The sequence below is a fragment of the Diaphorobacter sp. JS3051 genome, assembly GCF_015832135.1.
GTDB lineage: Bacteria > Pseudomonadota > Gammaproteobacteria > Burkholderiales > Burkholderiaceae_C > Diaphorobacter > Diaphorobacter nitroreducens.
Genome location: NZ_CP065406.1, coordinates 3,379,785 through 3,393,251, shown reverse-complemented (window position 1 = coordinate 3,393,251; position 13,467 = coordinate 3,379,785). Strand labels below are relative to the sequence as shown.

At 66.0% G+C, this 13,467-nt stretch carries 10 protein-coding genes and 3 pseudogenes; 5 read left to right on the top strand and 8 right to left on the bottom strand.

All coding sequences use genetic code 11. From position 1 onward, the window contains the following. Positions 1-3 precede the first annotated feature (3 nt). The 4 genes and pseudogenes from I3K84_RS16130 to I3K84_RS16115 all read right to left on the bottom strand — a co-directional run bounded on the left by I3K84_RS16130 (position 4) and on the right by I3K84_RS16115 (position 3,489). Positions 4-624, bottom strand: coding sequence for a glutathione S-transferase family protein (locus I3K84_RS16130; RefSeq protein ID WP_196994987.1), 621 nt, complete (start codon positions 622-624; stop codon positions 4-6). A 27-nt stretch (positions 625-651) separates the two neighbouring features. Beyond that, a complete protein-coding gene (locus I3K84_RS16125) occupies positions 652-1,242 on the bottom strand; it encodes a malonic semialdehyde reductase (protein ID WP_196994986.1) in 591 nt (196 codons plus the stop codon). A gap of 14 nt (positions 1,243-1,256) precedes the next feature. Beyond that, complete coding sequence (locus I3K84_RS16120) at positions 1,257-1,559, bottom strand: Dabb family protein (protein WP_196994985.1); 303 nt, start codon at positions 1,557-1,559, stop codon at positions 1,257-1,259. Positions 1,560-1,940: 381 nt separating this feature from the next. Further along, positions 1,941-3,489 (bottom strand): annotated as a pseudogene (locus I3K84_RS16115) (IS91-like element ISPps1 family transposase). A gap of 58 nt (positions 3,490-3,547) precedes the next feature. Between I3K84_RS16115 and I3K84_RS16110 the strand changes: the two are divergent. Genes I3K84_RS16110 through I3K84_RS16100 form a run of 3 tightly spaced genes read left to right on the top strand, consistent with a single transcriptional unit; the run spans position 3,548 to position 5,920 of the window. Then, positions 3,548-4,549, top strand: a complete 1,002-nt coding sequence (locus tag I3K84_RS16110) for an IS1595-like element ISCsp2 family transposase (protein WP_011805635.1) — start codon at positions 3,548-3,550, stop codon at positions 4,547-4,549. Then, complete coding sequence (locus I3K84_RS16105; protein ID WP_031942814.1) at positions 4,539-5,138, top strand: TetR/AcrR family transcriptional regulator; 600 nt, start codon at positions 4,539-4,541, stop codon at positions 5,136-5,138. Before I3K84_RS16110 ends, I3K84_RS16105 begins: the two co-directional genes overlap by 11 nt. Continuing rightward, a complete protein-coding gene (locus I3K84_RS16100) occupies positions 5,135-5,920 on the top strand; it encodes an enoyl-CoA hydratase/isomerase family protein (protein WP_031942787.1) in 786 nt (261 codons plus the stop codon). The genes I3K84_RS16105 and I3K84_RS16100 overlap by 4 nt, the downstream gene beginning before the upstream one ends. Before the next feature lie 1,091 nt (positions 5,921-7,011). Here I3K84_RS16100 and I3K84_RS22330 read toward each other — a convergent pair. Further along, positions 7,012-8,070, bottom strand: a pseudogene (locus I3K84_RS22330) (maleylacetate reductase); the annotation flags it as partial. 5 nt (positions 8,071-8,075) lie between these two features. Further along, positions 8,076-9,089 carry a tripartite tricarboxylate transporter substrate binding protein gene (locus I3K84_RS16090; protein WP_196994979.1) on the bottom strand — a complete coding sequence of 338 codons (1,014 nt, stop codon included), beginning with the start codon at positions 9,087-9,089 and terminating at the stop codon, positions 8,076-8,078. A gap of 100 nt (positions 9,090-9,189) precedes the next feature. Between I3K84_RS16090 and I3K84_RS16085 the strand changes: the two genes are divergently transcribed. Together I3K84_RS16085 and I3K84_RS22575 are read left to right on the top strand one after the other, a co-directional pair. Next, positions 9,190-10,155 carry a LysR family transcriptional regulator gene (locus I3K84_RS16085; RefSeq protein ID WP_031942783.1) on the top strand — a complete coding sequence of 322 codons (966 nt, stop codon included), beginning with the start codon at positions 9,190-9,192 and terminating at the stop codon, positions 10,153-10,155. Further along, positions 10,152-10,388, top strand: a pseudogene (locus I3K84_RS22575) (hypothetical protein); the annotation flags it as partial. The gene I3K84_RS16085 and the pseudogene I3K84_RS22575, both read left to right, overlap by 4 nt. A 333-nt stretch (positions 10,389-10,721) precedes the next feature. Here the strand turns inward: I3K84_RS22575 and I3K84_RS16075 are convergent. Continuing rightward, positions 10,722-12,281: an IS91 family transposase gene (locus tag I3K84_RS16075; protein WP_196994978.1), complete on the bottom strand. Its 1,560-nt coding sequence runs from the start codon at positions 12,279-12,281 to the stop codon at positions 10,722-10,724. Between the two features lie 62 nt (positions 12,282-12,343). Next, positions 12,344-13,345 (bottom strand): IS1595-like element ISCsp2 family transposase, encoded by a 1,002-nt coding sequence (locus I3K84_RS16070; RefSeq protein ID WP_011805635.1) that lies wholly within the window; start codon positions 13,343-13,345, stop codon positions 12,344-12,346. Positions 13,346-13,467 lie beyond the last annotated feature (122 nt).

The following is a 13,467-nucleotide window of genomic DNA, read 5'->3' as shown; positions in this document are numbered from 1 at the left end:
CGCTCAAATCTTGGGGACTGCCATGCCGCGCCGCACTGCGGCGCGCTCGCCCACCCTGTCAAACCAGCGCTTGACGTGTGGTACCTGATCCCACGTCAATGCGTGCAATTCGAAGCGGGCAATCCACGGATACGTTGCGATATCGGCGATCGTGTACTCGTCGCCCGCGAGGTAGGGAGAGTGTGCGAGCTGACCGTCGAGCACCCGGTAAAGTCGGTGGGTCTCCTTCGTGTAACGCTCCAGGCCATAAGTCTGATCGGACGCGTAGCGCCGAAAGTGGTGCGTCTGCCCGAACGTTGGACCGACCCCGCCCATCTGAAACATCAGCCACTGGATTGTCCGCAGCCGGGCGATAGGATCAGCAGGCAACAGTTGACCGGTCTTCTCGGCCAAGTAAAGCAGGATCGCGCCGCTCTCAAACAACACCAGGCGCTTCCCTGCGGGGCCGTCGCTGTCTTCGATGACCGGGATTTTGTTGTTCGGGTTGAGCGCCAGAAATTCAGGCGCGAACTGCTCGTCGCGGCCGATGTCCACCGTACGCACCTCGTACGGCAAGTCCAGTTCTTCGAGCGCTATGGAGATCTTGCGCCCGTTCGGCGTGGCCCAGGTGTGTAGCGTGATCATGTTGGCTTTCTCAAAACGAAGCTTGCCTCACAGTACGCGGCATGCATCCTCGAAGGGCAGGCGTGGCTGGCGTGCCATCAACTTGGCGGGGTCACCATGTCCCAGCCCACACAGGAAGTTGGTCTTCCAACGGCCATCGGGAAAAAACTCGGTATCCACCTTGTCGGCAACAAAACCGCTCATGGGTCCGCAATCCAGACCGAGCCCGCGCGCGACCATCATCAAGTAGCCGCCTTGGAGCGAACCGTTGCGAAACGCAGTGCTCGCTGCCAACTCCGCATTGCCGCCGAACATGTCGCGTGCGGCGGGGTTGTGCCAGATGCGTGGCATCTCCTCGTAGAAGCGACTGTCGTAGGCCACGATGGCCACCACGGGTGCTGTGCGGGTCTTTTCTACATTGCCGGGCATCAAGGCCGGCATCAGCCTGGCCTTAGCCGCGTCGGTGGTCAGGAACACGAATCGCGCGGGCTGGCAGTTCATGGATGTCGGCCCCATGCGTGTGATCTCGTACAACTCTTGCAGCAGCAATTCGTCGACAGGCTTGTCGAGCCAGCCGTTCTGGCTGCGCGCTTCGGTGAACAGGGTGGTCCAGGCGGCTGGATCGATTTGGTGACTCATGCGGATTGCGTTCTTCAGTTGGTAAAGTAGTCGACTTGATGACGCTGTATGCGCAGATCGCTCATTTCGCGCCGTACTCGTTGATGCTCCGGGTGATCGGCATACGCGGCCAGCGCAACGACCGACTCGAACTCGCTGTAGAGCACGACGTCGAATGCGTAGTCGACATCGCTTTGGTCGAGCCCAACCTCCAGGTGCAATAGCCCAGGCACCTTGCCCCGTAGGCTTTCGAGGGCTTGCTTAACGGTAAGGCGATTGATTTGTAGCTCAGCGGGCGTGCTGCCTTTGAGCTTCCACATGACAATGTGCTTGATCACGGCGGGCCTGGCATCAGTATGTAGGTGGAAATCCGGCCTTCTGCGGCCAGAGGTTCGAGAAGGGGTGGACGAGGGTCTGTGCATACAGGTCAACGAGTTTAGTTGTCACTAAACCCAGAGTCAAGTGAATACTAATTTAGAACCCACTAAACTCTGTGCCATGGATATCCAAGACACCCGGCGCGCCCGTTTAACGGATAGGAAATTCAACCGCATGAGGCCAAGTATGGCACGAGTTTTGGGCCTCGAAACACGTTCGGCCAAGGAAGGTTGAGCGCTCGCTTGCCGCTCAATGGCAAGAGCTTGGGAGGCAGTATGCATTTGGGCCTGGCGCGCGCGCAGCTGCTTCCCCGCAGCGATGGATACCGCCGCTTCACTGGGTCACCAATTGACGCGCTGGTCTACCTCGTCGGGTTGAGCTGCCAGATCCCAATCCGGCTCGCCTTGCGCACCATCATCCACCGGCGCGTCGCAGCCCTCCCACAGCGGTGGCCCGCGTGCCGGGGTGATGTGCGGGGGGGGCAGACTCCACCCCGATGTGGTTCAGGATGTGGCGGATTTCGGCGCTGTGGGTGATGAAGGCAATGATGCGCATCTGCCCACCGCACATGGGGCACAGCAGCGGAAATGCCTCGTAGATGCGGGCAATCAGCACCGCCCACAAGTAATGCGCCGCTCGCTTCGGGCGTGCTTCAGGTTCGGGTGTGGGTGTGGCCGCGTTGCCCGGCGCCGCCACCCCAGGTACGCCCGCGCCAGGTTGTGCAGTCTCCACCGTGGCTGGTTGCGACGCAGCAGGCTGAGCCAGCGCCGTTACCGCCGCTCTCAGCGGCGAGTTTGGTGCCAGCACACCAAAGTAGCGGTGCCGGTGGGTGCGTGGCGGTGGCACCAGCGCGGCGATGCGGTCGATCAGTTCCAGCGGTGTGAGGTGCAGCTCATCTGCCTTGGCACCACGCTTGTCACTGGTGGGCTCGCTGCGCTGTTTGGCACAGCGGTACACCAGTTTGCTTCCCTCTTTGCGTAGGCGCTCCATGGAAAACGGTGGACGCGCGCAATAGCGCAGCAGCCGCTCCAGCGCAGCGCGGTCGTGGGCTTCGATGCACACCCCCGCATCCACCGAGAAGCCGCTGTGTTTGTAGCCCAGCATGTCTTTGGCGTCACAGTTCTCCAGCAGGCCCCGAGCAACGAAGGCGCGCAGGATACGTTTTTGCAGTGTGGTCTGCACTGGGGCCACGGTAGCCGCATCGATGCCGGTGGCCGCGTGAAAGATGACACCCGGCGATGAGATTCGAGGGGTCGCATCAGCATCGCCCTCGCCCTCCACTTCCTCAAACACCCCGTCCACCACACAAACGTGGAAGTGGACGTGTTCATTGAGGCCGGAGCCGAATCGGTGAATGAAGGCGATGGCACCGATGTGCAGGCCTGCCTTGTCCATATGGGCCGCACCGGGGCTGTGGGTCTGCAGAGTTTGTGCGATCACCCGCAGAAAGATGCGCAGCACCATGCTCAGCACCGCTCCGTCGCGTTGCATGAAGTACCGAAGCCGCTTGGGCACGGACAGCACCCACTGGCGCACCGGCAGGCGGGGGAAAACGTGGTCGCTCAGGTGTGCCGCCGTCTCCACCATCCGCCGCGTGGTGCACGAGGGGCAGACTCCCCGGCCTTTGCAGGAGAAGGCTACAAAGTAGTCGTGCCCACAGTCGCCGCAGCGAGCGCGGGCAAAGCCATGGGCAAAGATGCCGCACTCAAGATACTTGGCAAACGCTTTGCGCACGAAGGGCTTGGGGGTGTGGTGGTCGCCCTGGCCGTCGAACTGACCCGCGCTGGCCAACTCTAGCCAGGTCTCGTAGTGCTCGGCTACCGTTTGGTAGAGCAGCGTGCGTTCGGGGTGGCGTGGGTTGTAGAGCTTGGGCTTGGAAGTGGCTGACATGAATACTGTACAAATGCAAGGGGTATCTATTTAGCTCCAGTGACGTGAGAATAGCTGGATGGAAACCCAGATGCTAACGCCAACTCCTGGAGGGGACTACCCCCGCACCTGGAACGAATTTCTTGACTGGTTTGCCACCGAAGAGGCTTGCCAGGCGTTCCTGGAGAAGCTTCGGTGGCCCCAAGGCTTCGTCTGCCCGCGTTGCGGCAACGCTGGCGATGTGTACCGCGCCAGCCGCACCCGCCTGATGTGCCGCTCATGCCAGTACCAAGGCACAGTGACATCTGGAACCATCTTTGACAAGACGCGCACACCGCTGCGTGTCTGGCTGGCTGCAGCTTGGTACCTGACCAATCAGAAACAAGGCGTGAGCGCCCTGGGGCTGCAGCGCGTATTGGGTTTGGGGAGCTACCAGACCGCCTGGACCATGCTGCACCGGTTTCGACGTGCCATGGTCCGCCCGGGCCGGGACAAGCTCAAGGGGCTTGTGGAGGTGGATGAAACGTACCTGTCCATCACGGATCGCAAGAATCCCGCCACCCCTGCAGGGCGCAAGAGCAGCACCACCAAAGTGTTGATGGTCATGGCGGTGGAGATCGTGGAGCCCAAGGGGTTTGGGCGCATCCGGTTACGCCGCATTGACCGAGACGCCGCCACCCACGTAATCCCCTTTGTGCAGGAGGTGGTCGAGCCTGGAGCCCAGGTACGCACGGATGGTTCGGCGGCATACCGCGCTCTGGGAGAACTGGGTTACACCCACCAGCGCACCGTCATGCTCGGCTCAGGCGTACCTGCCCATGTCTCCATGGCGGGAGTGCACCGGGTCGCCTCACTGGTACAGCGCTGGGTGCTGGGAACACATCATGGCTCTGTACAGCCAGACCACCTGGACGCCTATCTCGATGAATTCGTGTTCCGTTTCAACCGGCGCACATCCAGCTCACGCGGGATGCTGTTTTACCGCTTGCTGCAGCAAGCGGTGGTTACGCCGCCAGTGACGTATGGGGATGTCGTGAGCAAGAACACCGGGGAGAGCCAATCGGATACCATTGCTGGATGAAATCACAGTATCAATGGGGCTGCTGGAGCTAAATAAGAAGCTCCATGTGAGCAAGCCCACGCTGTACTACTACGTCAAGAGCAAGGACGACATCCTGCTCGAATGCGTGCGCGCGGCGCTGGCCATGATGCAGGAGGGCATTGCCGAGGTGCGCCAGCAGGGCGGCCGCGCGCTGGACCAGCTGCAGGCCTGCATGCGCAGCTACGCGGCCATCGTGATGGACGACTTCGGCCAGTGCGTGATCCGCATCGGCGAAGACCCGCTGCCGCCGCCGCTGCGCAAGGAGCTGCGCCGGCTCAAGGCCGGCATCGACCACGAGTTCCGCCGGCTGGTCGAAGAGGGCATTGCCGAAGGCTCGCTGCAGCCCTGCGATCCCAAGCTGGCGGCCTTCATGCTGGCCGGCGCGCTGAGCTGGATCGGCCGCTGGTACCGGCCCGACGGCGCCATGGCGCCCGAGCAGATCGCCGAGCAGGGCATTGCGCTGCTGCTGGGCGGCGTGCTCGCCCCCGTTCCCGCCGTTCCCCCTGTTCCCCCAGCTGCCGCCACCCGCCAACCGGGCCGGCGCGCACCACGAAAGAGCCCCGCATGACGCAAGACGACGCCCCCCTGCAGATCGGCCGCGAAGGCGCGGTCGCCACGCTGCGCTTCAACCGCCCGGCCACGCTCAATGCGCTGGACGTGCCCATGGCCGAGGGCTTTCTCGCGGCCGTGCGCGACATCGCCGCCGACAGCAGCGTGCGCGCCGTGCTGCTGTCGGGCAGCGGCAAGGGCTTCATGGCCGGCGGCGACCTGGCGGTGCTGCAGGCCGATCCGCAGGGCGGCGCCAAGGCGCTGATCGGCCCGCTGCACGAGGCGCTGGTGGTGCTGGCCGGCATCGATGCGCCCGTGGTGGCCCAGGTGCACGGCGTGGCGGCCGGCGCCGGCCTGTCGCTCATGCTGCAGGCCGACTTCGTGCTCGCGGCCGAGGGCACGCGCTTCAACCTGGCCTACGTGAACATCGGCACGAGCTGCGACGTGGGTGCCTCCTGGGCGCTGCCGCGCTGGGTCGGCCTGCGCCGTGCGCTGGAGATCGCCATGCTGGGCGACATGCTCGACGCGGCGGCGGCCGAGCGCATGGGCCTGGTCAACCGCGTGGTGCCGGCCGATGCGCTGGCGGGCGAAGCCATGGCGCTGGCGCAGCGGCTGGCCAATGGCCCGACGGTGGCGCTGGGCCAGCTGCGCCGGCTCATGCGCGCGAGCTTTGACCGCGCGCTGCCCGAGCAGCTTGATGCGGAGTCGGCGGCGTTCCAGGTGTGCGCCGCGACGGACGATTTCCGCACCGGCGTGGACGCGTTCTTCGCGCGCCAAAAGCCTGACTTTCTGGGGCGCTGATGCGGGCCGGCTGGGGTGTTCTCCGCATGGAACAGCGAGGGTGGGGCATGCCACCTTGGCGTCAGGGCCCGCCAGAGATGCACAACCGCTCAGTCCAGCCCGTCGAGCCGCACCAGGTTCGAGGCCGTGGGCGTGGAGCCCCCGTACCAGTGGAAGCCGATGAAGCCGCCATCGTTGATGGCGTAGGCGCTGTGTTCGCCGCTGCGCCAGACCATGGCAGTGCTGCCCACCAGTTCGGGTCCGATGCCTGGCACCTCCGAGACGCGTCCCTCAGGGGTGACGCGCAGGATTTCGCGCCGGTGCGTGGTGACATACAGGTTGCCGCTCGGGGAGAAAGCGAAGTCGTCCGCGCGCAGCGGTTCCACGAAGACCTGCACGGCGCCGGGCCGCAAGTCGGCACCGAGCGGAATGCGCAACATGGCCACGCGCGCCGTGTTGGAAACGTACAGGTGCCCGGCGTGGATCTTCAGGCCGTTCGCGGCCGGTGTGGGCAGCGCGAAGCCGGGTGGCACATCCAGTAGCGCGTCGCGCACGAAGGGGCTGGCGCTGCGGGCGGCGACATCGAGCAGCCATACCGTGCCGCCGCGGCCGTCGGCGATCAGGATGCGGCCTGGCGCGAGCAGGGTCATGCCGTTCAGCGCGCGTGCCTGCTCGATCTTCAGAAAGGGTTGCGGTGCCTCGCCGCGGCGTTGGCGCCAGACCCACTGCGTGGGCGGCGAGGTCTTGTCCACGATGCCGCGCTCGGCCGCACCGAAGTACAGCGTGCCATCGCTGTCGAACACCATGCCCCATGGATGGACGTCGAGCCGGGCGTGCACGCTGAATCCCTTGTCGTCCACGTAGCGCAACAGCTGGCGGTTGTGGAAGTCGGTGACATACAAGGCGCGGTCCGGGCCCTCGGCGATGCTTTCGAGGAAGGAGGGGCCAGACTGCTGGGCGACGACGCGCGCCTGCACAGTGCGCTCTGGCGGCGTGCCGGAGCCGCTGGCGCAGGCGACCAGTGCGGCGCAACTGGCTGCGGCGATGCAGGTTTGTAGACGTGTCATGGGGTCGTCTCCGTCGTTCGGTGTTGTTGAGAGGTTTGGCGGCCGCGGCGCCGCACCTTCGAACGCCTCCTGCAGCAAGTTCCGCAGCGGCGCAGCCTCGATCGGCCGTGGATTGGGGTAGGCGTCGCGCAGGGCCAGCGCGCACGCCTTGTCCAGGTCTTCTTCCCGCATGCCGATGTCGCGTAGCGCGGTGGGTGCGCCCAGTCGCCGCGCCAGCGTGTGCACGCCCAGCGCGGCATCGGCGGTTCCCAGCGCGGCGGCGATGCGCTGCATGGCGTGCGGCGCCGCCTTGGCGTTGTAGGCCAGCACGTGCGGCAGCACCACGGTGTGCAGCTCGGCGTGCGGCAGGTTGAAGCTGCCGCCCAGCGTGTGGCACAGCTTGTGGTGCAGGGCCATGGACACGCTGCCCAGCACCAGGCCGCACAGCCAGGCGCCGTACAGCGCATCGCTGCGCGCGTGCAGGTCGTGCGGCGCGGCGTGCAGCGCGGGCAGCGCGCGGCCCAGCGCGGCGATGCCCTCGGCCGCCATCAGGCCCATGACCGGGTTGCCGTCGGCCGCGTACAGGCCCTCGGCCGCGTGCGCGATGGCGTTGATGCCGCTCACCACCGACAGGCCCACCGGCAGTGCCAACGTGAGTTCGGGGTCGTACAGCACGCTGCGCGGCAGCACGCGCACGTCGCGGCCGGTGCGCTTGAGGCCGTTCTCGGTCAGCCCGTAGATGGGCGTCATCTCCGAGCCCGCGTAGGTGGTGGGGATGGCCAGCACCGGCAACGGCGAGACCAGCGCAATCGCCTTGGCCAGGCCTACGGTGGAGCCGCCGCCCACGGCCACCAGCGCATTGGCGCCGGCCTGTGCTGCCGCAGCGCGCGCGGCCTCGGCGCTGGCCATGGGCACGTGCATCACCGCCCCGTCGAAGATGCCGGCGGCGCGCGGCCCGAGCAGGGCCGCCACGGCTTCGGCCTGGGCACGCTGCGGCGCGGTGCACAGCACCAGGGCCTTGTGCGCGCCCATCCGCTCCAGCTCGGCCGGCGCCTGCGCCAGCGTGCCGGCGCCGAACAGCACACGCTGCGCCCGGCTCTCGTAGGTGAAGGGCTGGTTCTGCACGGCGCTCACTCCACGCTGATCTTGCGCTTGGCGATGAGCTCGCCCCAGCGCTGGCTCTCGCGCTGCACCAGCTGGTCCATGGCGGCGCGGTCGCCGGCCACCACCTCGAAGCCGTTGTCGGCCATGCGGCGCGCCAGCGCCGGGTCGCGCAGCGTGGCCGCCATCGCCACCGAGAGCTTGTCCAGCACCGGCGCGGGCGTCTTGGCCGGCGCCACCATGCCGACCCAGGAGTAGATCTCGAAGCCCTTGTGCGCCTCGGCCACGGCCGGCACCTGGGGCAGTGCGGCGCTGCGCGCCTGCGAGGTCACGGCCAGCGCACGCAGCTTGCCGGCCTGCACGTGCGGCAGCACCAGTGGCAGGCTGGCGATCATCGAATCGACATGGCCGCCCAGCAGGTCGGCGATGGCCGGGCCGCCGCCTTTGTAGGGCACGTGCAGGCCGCGGCTGCCGGCGGTCTTGTGGAACAGCTCGGCCGCCAGGTGGTTAGAGCTGCCAGCGCCCACCGAGGCGTAGGTCACTTCGCGCTGGCGCGCGGCGGCCACGTAGTCCTGCACGGTCTTGTAGGGAGAAGCCGCGGGCACCACCAGCACCATGGGCGAGCGCACGGCATAGGAGACGCCAGCGAAGTCGCGCAGCGTCTCGTAGGGCAGCTTGCGGTGGATGTGCTGCTCGGTCGCGTAGGAGTCGAACACCATGGCCACCGTGTAGCCGTCGGGCGCGCCTTTGGCCAGTTGGGCCATGCCGATGGTGCCGCCGGCGCCGCCGCGGTTGTCCACCACCACCTGTTGGCCCAGCCGCTCGCGCAGCGGCTCCTGCAGCATGCGGGCCACCTTGTCCACGGTGCCGCCAGCAGCGAAGGGCACGATCAGCGTGAGCATGCGGCTGGGGTAGTCGTCGGCACGCGCCGGTCCTGGGCCGGCCAGCAGCAGCGCCGCGGCCGCACCCAGCAGCGCCTGGCGTCGGCGCAGGGTTGTTGCGGGAATGCACCCGTGGGCGCGTGGTGTCTCGTGTGTGTGCATGGCGTGAAGGCTCGGTCGGATGAGGCGGCCGATGCTATTCTTTGCGCCACGCGAGCGGAATGCCGCCCGCGGGTCAAACGCCTTTGCGTGAGGTGCACAGATGAATCCCCTGGGTTTTGCCGAAAGCCTTTCCCTGTTCGTCGACGTGGTGCAGGACAAGAGCTTTTCCGCCGCCGCGCGGCGCCGCGGCCTAGCGGCCTCGTCCGTGGCCCGGCAGATCGACGCGCTGGAGCGCGAGATGCAGGTGCCGCTGCTCACGCGATCGACCCGCGCGCTGGCGCTGACCGAGGCCGGTGCGCTGTTGTACGAGCGCGCGCTGAAGATCCTGCACGAGCTCATGGACACGCGCAGCGAGGTGGTGGCGCTGGACGGCAGCGTGCAGGGCCTGCTGCGCGTGAGCTGTGTGCCCGCGTTCGGCCGCCGCCATGTGGCCCCGCACCTGCCCACGCTGTTCGACCGCTATCCAGCCTTGAATGTCGAGCTGGAGCTGACCGAGCGCGTGGTCGATCCGGTGGCCGAGCGCTTCGACCTCGTGATCCGCATCGGCGACCAGCCCGACAGCGCGCTGGTCAGCCGGCGCATCGGCAGCCAGCGCTATGTGATGTGCGCCTCGCCGGCCTACCTGCGCCGCCACGGCACGCCGCGCTGCATGGCCGATCTGGCGCAGCACCGGCTGATCGACCGCCAGCACAGCACCAGCGTGCGTGGCTGGCGCGAGCTGGCCGGCATCGACTGGCGTCAGCCGCCGCAGGTGGCGCTGGAGAGCAACGACTGCGACACGCGGCGCCTGTGCGCGGCGCGCGGCCTGGGCATCGCACTGATGCCCAACTGGGCCATCGGCGAAGACCTGGCGGCCGGGCGCATCGTGGCGCTGCAGCTGGAAGACGCGCCGCCGGCCGAGGTCAGCGGCATCCACCTGCTGCGGCCCAGCGGCAAGGCGAATGCCAAGGTGCGTGCCTTCACGGAGCACCTGCTGCACAGCATCGGCGCGGCGGCTGGTTGGGTGGGGGCGGTGGAGCCGCAGGCCCGCGGGCCGGTGCTGCAGGCGGACGCCGTGCCGGCATGACGTCGCCCAGGCCTGAGCGCGCCGCCCGGCGGGCAGGGCGCCCGCCACCGCCACGAACAGGAGACTCCATGCCACAGCCCCCATCCGACAGCGACCGCGGTGGCCTCGCGTACTTCGCCGAAGACAGCTCGGCCGAGGTCGTCAACGCCCGCATGGGCGAGGACGCCTCGCCGCGCCTCCAGCAGGGCATGGCCGCGCTAGTGCGGCACCTGCATGCGGCCGTCAAGGAGGTCGAGCCCACGCACCAGGAGTGGCTGGCCGCGATCCGTTTCCTGACTTCCGGAAGGTGGACAATCCCGAAGAGGCCCGCCGCCACGGCATGCAAGCGCCGTTCTGGCGCGTGGACTGGGACTTCGTGCTGGCGCCCGACGGATAGGCGTTTTAACCGCATGAGGCCAAGTATCGCACCGCGGAAGCGCCATCAAGCCGGCTGAGACACTCGATTTTCCCGCCCAGGTGTCAGGTTCACCACCAGGGTTTGGCGTTCAGGAGAGTGATTTGCGGCGCTCGGCGTGTACCGGGCGCAGAGCCAGTTCGCGGCAAGTCAAAATCGCCGCTTTGTTCATTCACCAACTGATGCGCTGATCGACCTCAAAGTCCGGTGCCGGTTGCGCCGCTAGGTCCCAGTCTGCTGGCTCGGTTTGCGCCCCGTCATCCATCTGCGCATCACTACAGTCATCCCACAGCGGTGGCCCGCGCGCCGGGGAGATGCGGGGTGGCTCTGAATCTGCCCCGATGTGGTCCAGGATGTGCCGGATGTCAGCGCTGTGCGTAATGAACGCGATGATGCGCATATGCCCGCCACACAGCGGACACAAGAGGGGGAACACCTCGTAGATGCGGGCGATCAGCACCGCCCACAGGTAGTGCGCTGCACGCTTGGGCAGCACCGGCTCGCTCTGGGATGGCAGCGCGCTGCTCATCGGTACCACACCAGGCGCGCACTCCCCCGTGCTGATCGACGCGCCCAGCACGGGAGCGGCTTGCGCCGGTGTCGCCAGCGCCGTCACCGCAGCCCTGAGCGGCGAGTTGGGTGCCAACACGCCAAAATAGCGGTGCCGGTGGGTGCGTGGCGGTGGCACCAGCGCGGCGATGCGGTCGATCAGTTCCAGCGGTGTGAGGTGCAGCTCATCTGCCTTGGCACCACGCTTGTCACTGGTGGGCTCGCTGCGCTGTTTGGCACAGCGGTACACCAGTTTGCTTCCCTCTTTGCGTAGGCGCTCCATGGAAAACGGTGGACGCGCGCAATAGCGCAGCAGCCGCTCCAGCGCAGCGCGGTCGTGGGCTTCGATGCACACCCCCGCATCCACCGAGAAGCCGCTGTGTTTGTAGCCCAGCATGTCTTTGGCGTCACAGTTCTCCAGCAGGCCCCGAGCAACGAAGGCGCGCAGGATGCGTTTTTGCAGTGTGGTCTGCACTGGGGCCACGGTAGCCGCATCGATGCCGGTGGCCGCGTGAAAGATGACACCCGGCGATGAGATTCGAGGGGTCGCATCAGCATCGCCCTCGCCCTCCACTTCCTCAAACACCCCGTCCACCACACAAACGTGGAAGTGGACGTGTTCATTGAGGCTGGAGCCGAATCGGTGAATGAAGGCGATGGCACCGATGTGCAGGCCTGCCTTGTCCATATGGGCCGCACCGGGGCTGTGGGTCTGCAGAGTTTGTGCGATCACCCGCAGAAAGATGCGCAGCACCATGCTCAGCACCGCTCCGTCGCGCTGCATGAAGTAACGAAGCCGCTTGGGAACCGACAGCACCCACTGGCGCACCGGCAGGCGGGGGAATACGTGATCGTTCAGGTGCGCTGCTGTCTCCACCATGCGCCGGGTGGTGCACGAGGGGCAGACTCCCCGGCCTTTGCAGGAGAAGGCTACAAAGTAGTCGTGCCCACAGTCGCCGCAGCGAGCGCGGGCAAAGCCATGGGCAAAGATGCCGCACTCAAGATACTTGGCAAACGCTTTGCGCACGAAGGGCTTGGGGGTGTGGTGGTCGCCCTGGCCGTCGAACTGACCCGCGCTGGCCAACTCTAGCCAGGTCTCGTAGTGCTCGGCTACCGTTTGGTAGAGCAGCGTGCGTTCGGGGTGGCGTGGGTTGTAGAGCTTGGGCTTGGAAGTGGCTGACATGAATACTGTACAAATGCAAGGGGTATCTATTTAGCTCCAGCAGCCCCATTGATACTGTGATTTCATCCAGCAATGGTATCCGATTGGCTCTCCCCGGTGTTCTTGCTCACGACATCCCCATACGTCACTGGCGGCGTAACCACCGCTTGCTGCAGCAAGCGGTAAAACAGCATCCCGCGTGAGCTGGATGTGCGCCGGTTGAAACGGAACACGAATTCATCGAGATAGGCGTCCAGGTGGTCTGGCTGTACAGAGCCATGATGTGTTCCCAGCACCCAGCGCTGTACCAGTGAGGCGACCCGGTGCACTCCCGCCATGGAGACATGGGCAGGTACGCCTGAGCCGAGCATGACGGTGCGCTGGTGGGTGTAACCCAGTTCTCCCAGAGCGCGGTATGCCGCCGAACCATCCGTGCGTACCTGGGCTCCAGGCTCGACCACCTCCTGCACAAAGGGGATTACGTGGGTGGCGGCGTCTCGGTCAATGCGGCGTAACCGGATGCGCCCAAACCCCTTGGGCTCCACGATCTCCACCGCCATGACCATCAACACTTTGGTGGTGCTGCTCTTGCGCCCTGCAGGGGTGGCGGGATTCTTGCGATCCGTGATGGACAGGTACGTTTCATCCACCTCCACAAGCCCCTTGAGCTTGTCCCGGCCCGGGCGGACCATGGCACGTCGAAACCGGTGCAGCATGGTCCAGGCGGTCTGGTAGCTCCCCAAACCCAATACGCGCTGCAGCCCCAGGGCGCTCACGCCTTGTTTCTGATTGGTCAGGTACCAAGCTGCAGCCAGCCAGACACGCAGCGGTGTGCGCGTCTTGTCAAAGATGGTTCCAGATGTCACTGTGCCTTGGTACTGGCATGAGCGGCACATCAGGCGGGTGCGGCTGGCGCGGTACACATCGCCAGCGTTGCCGCAACGCGGGCAGACGAAGCCTTGGGGCCACCGAAGCTTCTCCAGGAACGCCTGGCAAGCCTCTTCGGTGGCAAACCAGTCAAGAAATTCGTTCCAGGTGCGGGGGTAGTCCCCTCCAGGAGTTGGCGTTAGCATCTGGGTTTCCATCCAGCTATTCTCACGTCACTGGAGCTAAATAGATACCCCTTACAAATGCACAGTATTCTGCGGCGATTGTTTGGGTACGCAAAGCACAAGGCCCGAACCGTCGCCAGTTCGGGCCTTGGCAG

What these genes read in the sequence shown, in the direction of transcription:
- I3K84_RS16130 (WP_196994987.1), bottom strand. Translation starts at nt 624, where the DNA reads ATGATCACGCTACACACCTGGGCCACGCCGAACGGGCGCAAGATCTCC.
- I3K84_RS16125 (WP_196994986.1), bottom strand. Translation starts at nt 1,242, where the DNA reads ATGAGTCACCAAATCGATCCAGCCGCCTGGACCACCCTGTTCACCGAA.
- I3K84_RS16110 (WP_011805635.1), top strand. Translation starts at nt 3,548, where the DNA reads ATGGAAACCCAGATGCTAACGCCAACTCCTGGAGGGGACTACCCCCGC.
- I3K84_RS16100 (WP_031942787.1), top strand. Translation starts at nt 5,135, where the DNA reads ATGACGCAAGACGACGCCCCCCTGCAGATCGGCCGCGAAGGCGCGGTC.
- I3K84_RS16090 (WP_196994979.1), bottom strand. Translation starts at nt 9,089, where the DNA reads ATGCACACACACGAGACACCACGCGCCCACGGGTGCATTCCCGCAACA.
- I3K84_RS16085 (WP_031942783.1), top strand. Translation starts at nt 9,190, where the DNA reads ATGAATCCCCTGGGTTTTGCCGAAAGCCTTTCCCTGTTCGTCGACGTG.
- I3K84_RS16075 (WP_196994978.1), bottom strand. Translation starts at nt 12,281, where the DNA reads ATGTCAGCCACTTCCAAGCCCAAGCTCTACAACCCACGCCACCCCGAA.
- I3K84_RS16070 (WP_011805635.1), bottom strand. Translation starts at nt 13,345, where the DNA reads ATGGAAACCCAGATGCTAACGCCAACTCCTGGAGGGGACTACCCCCGC.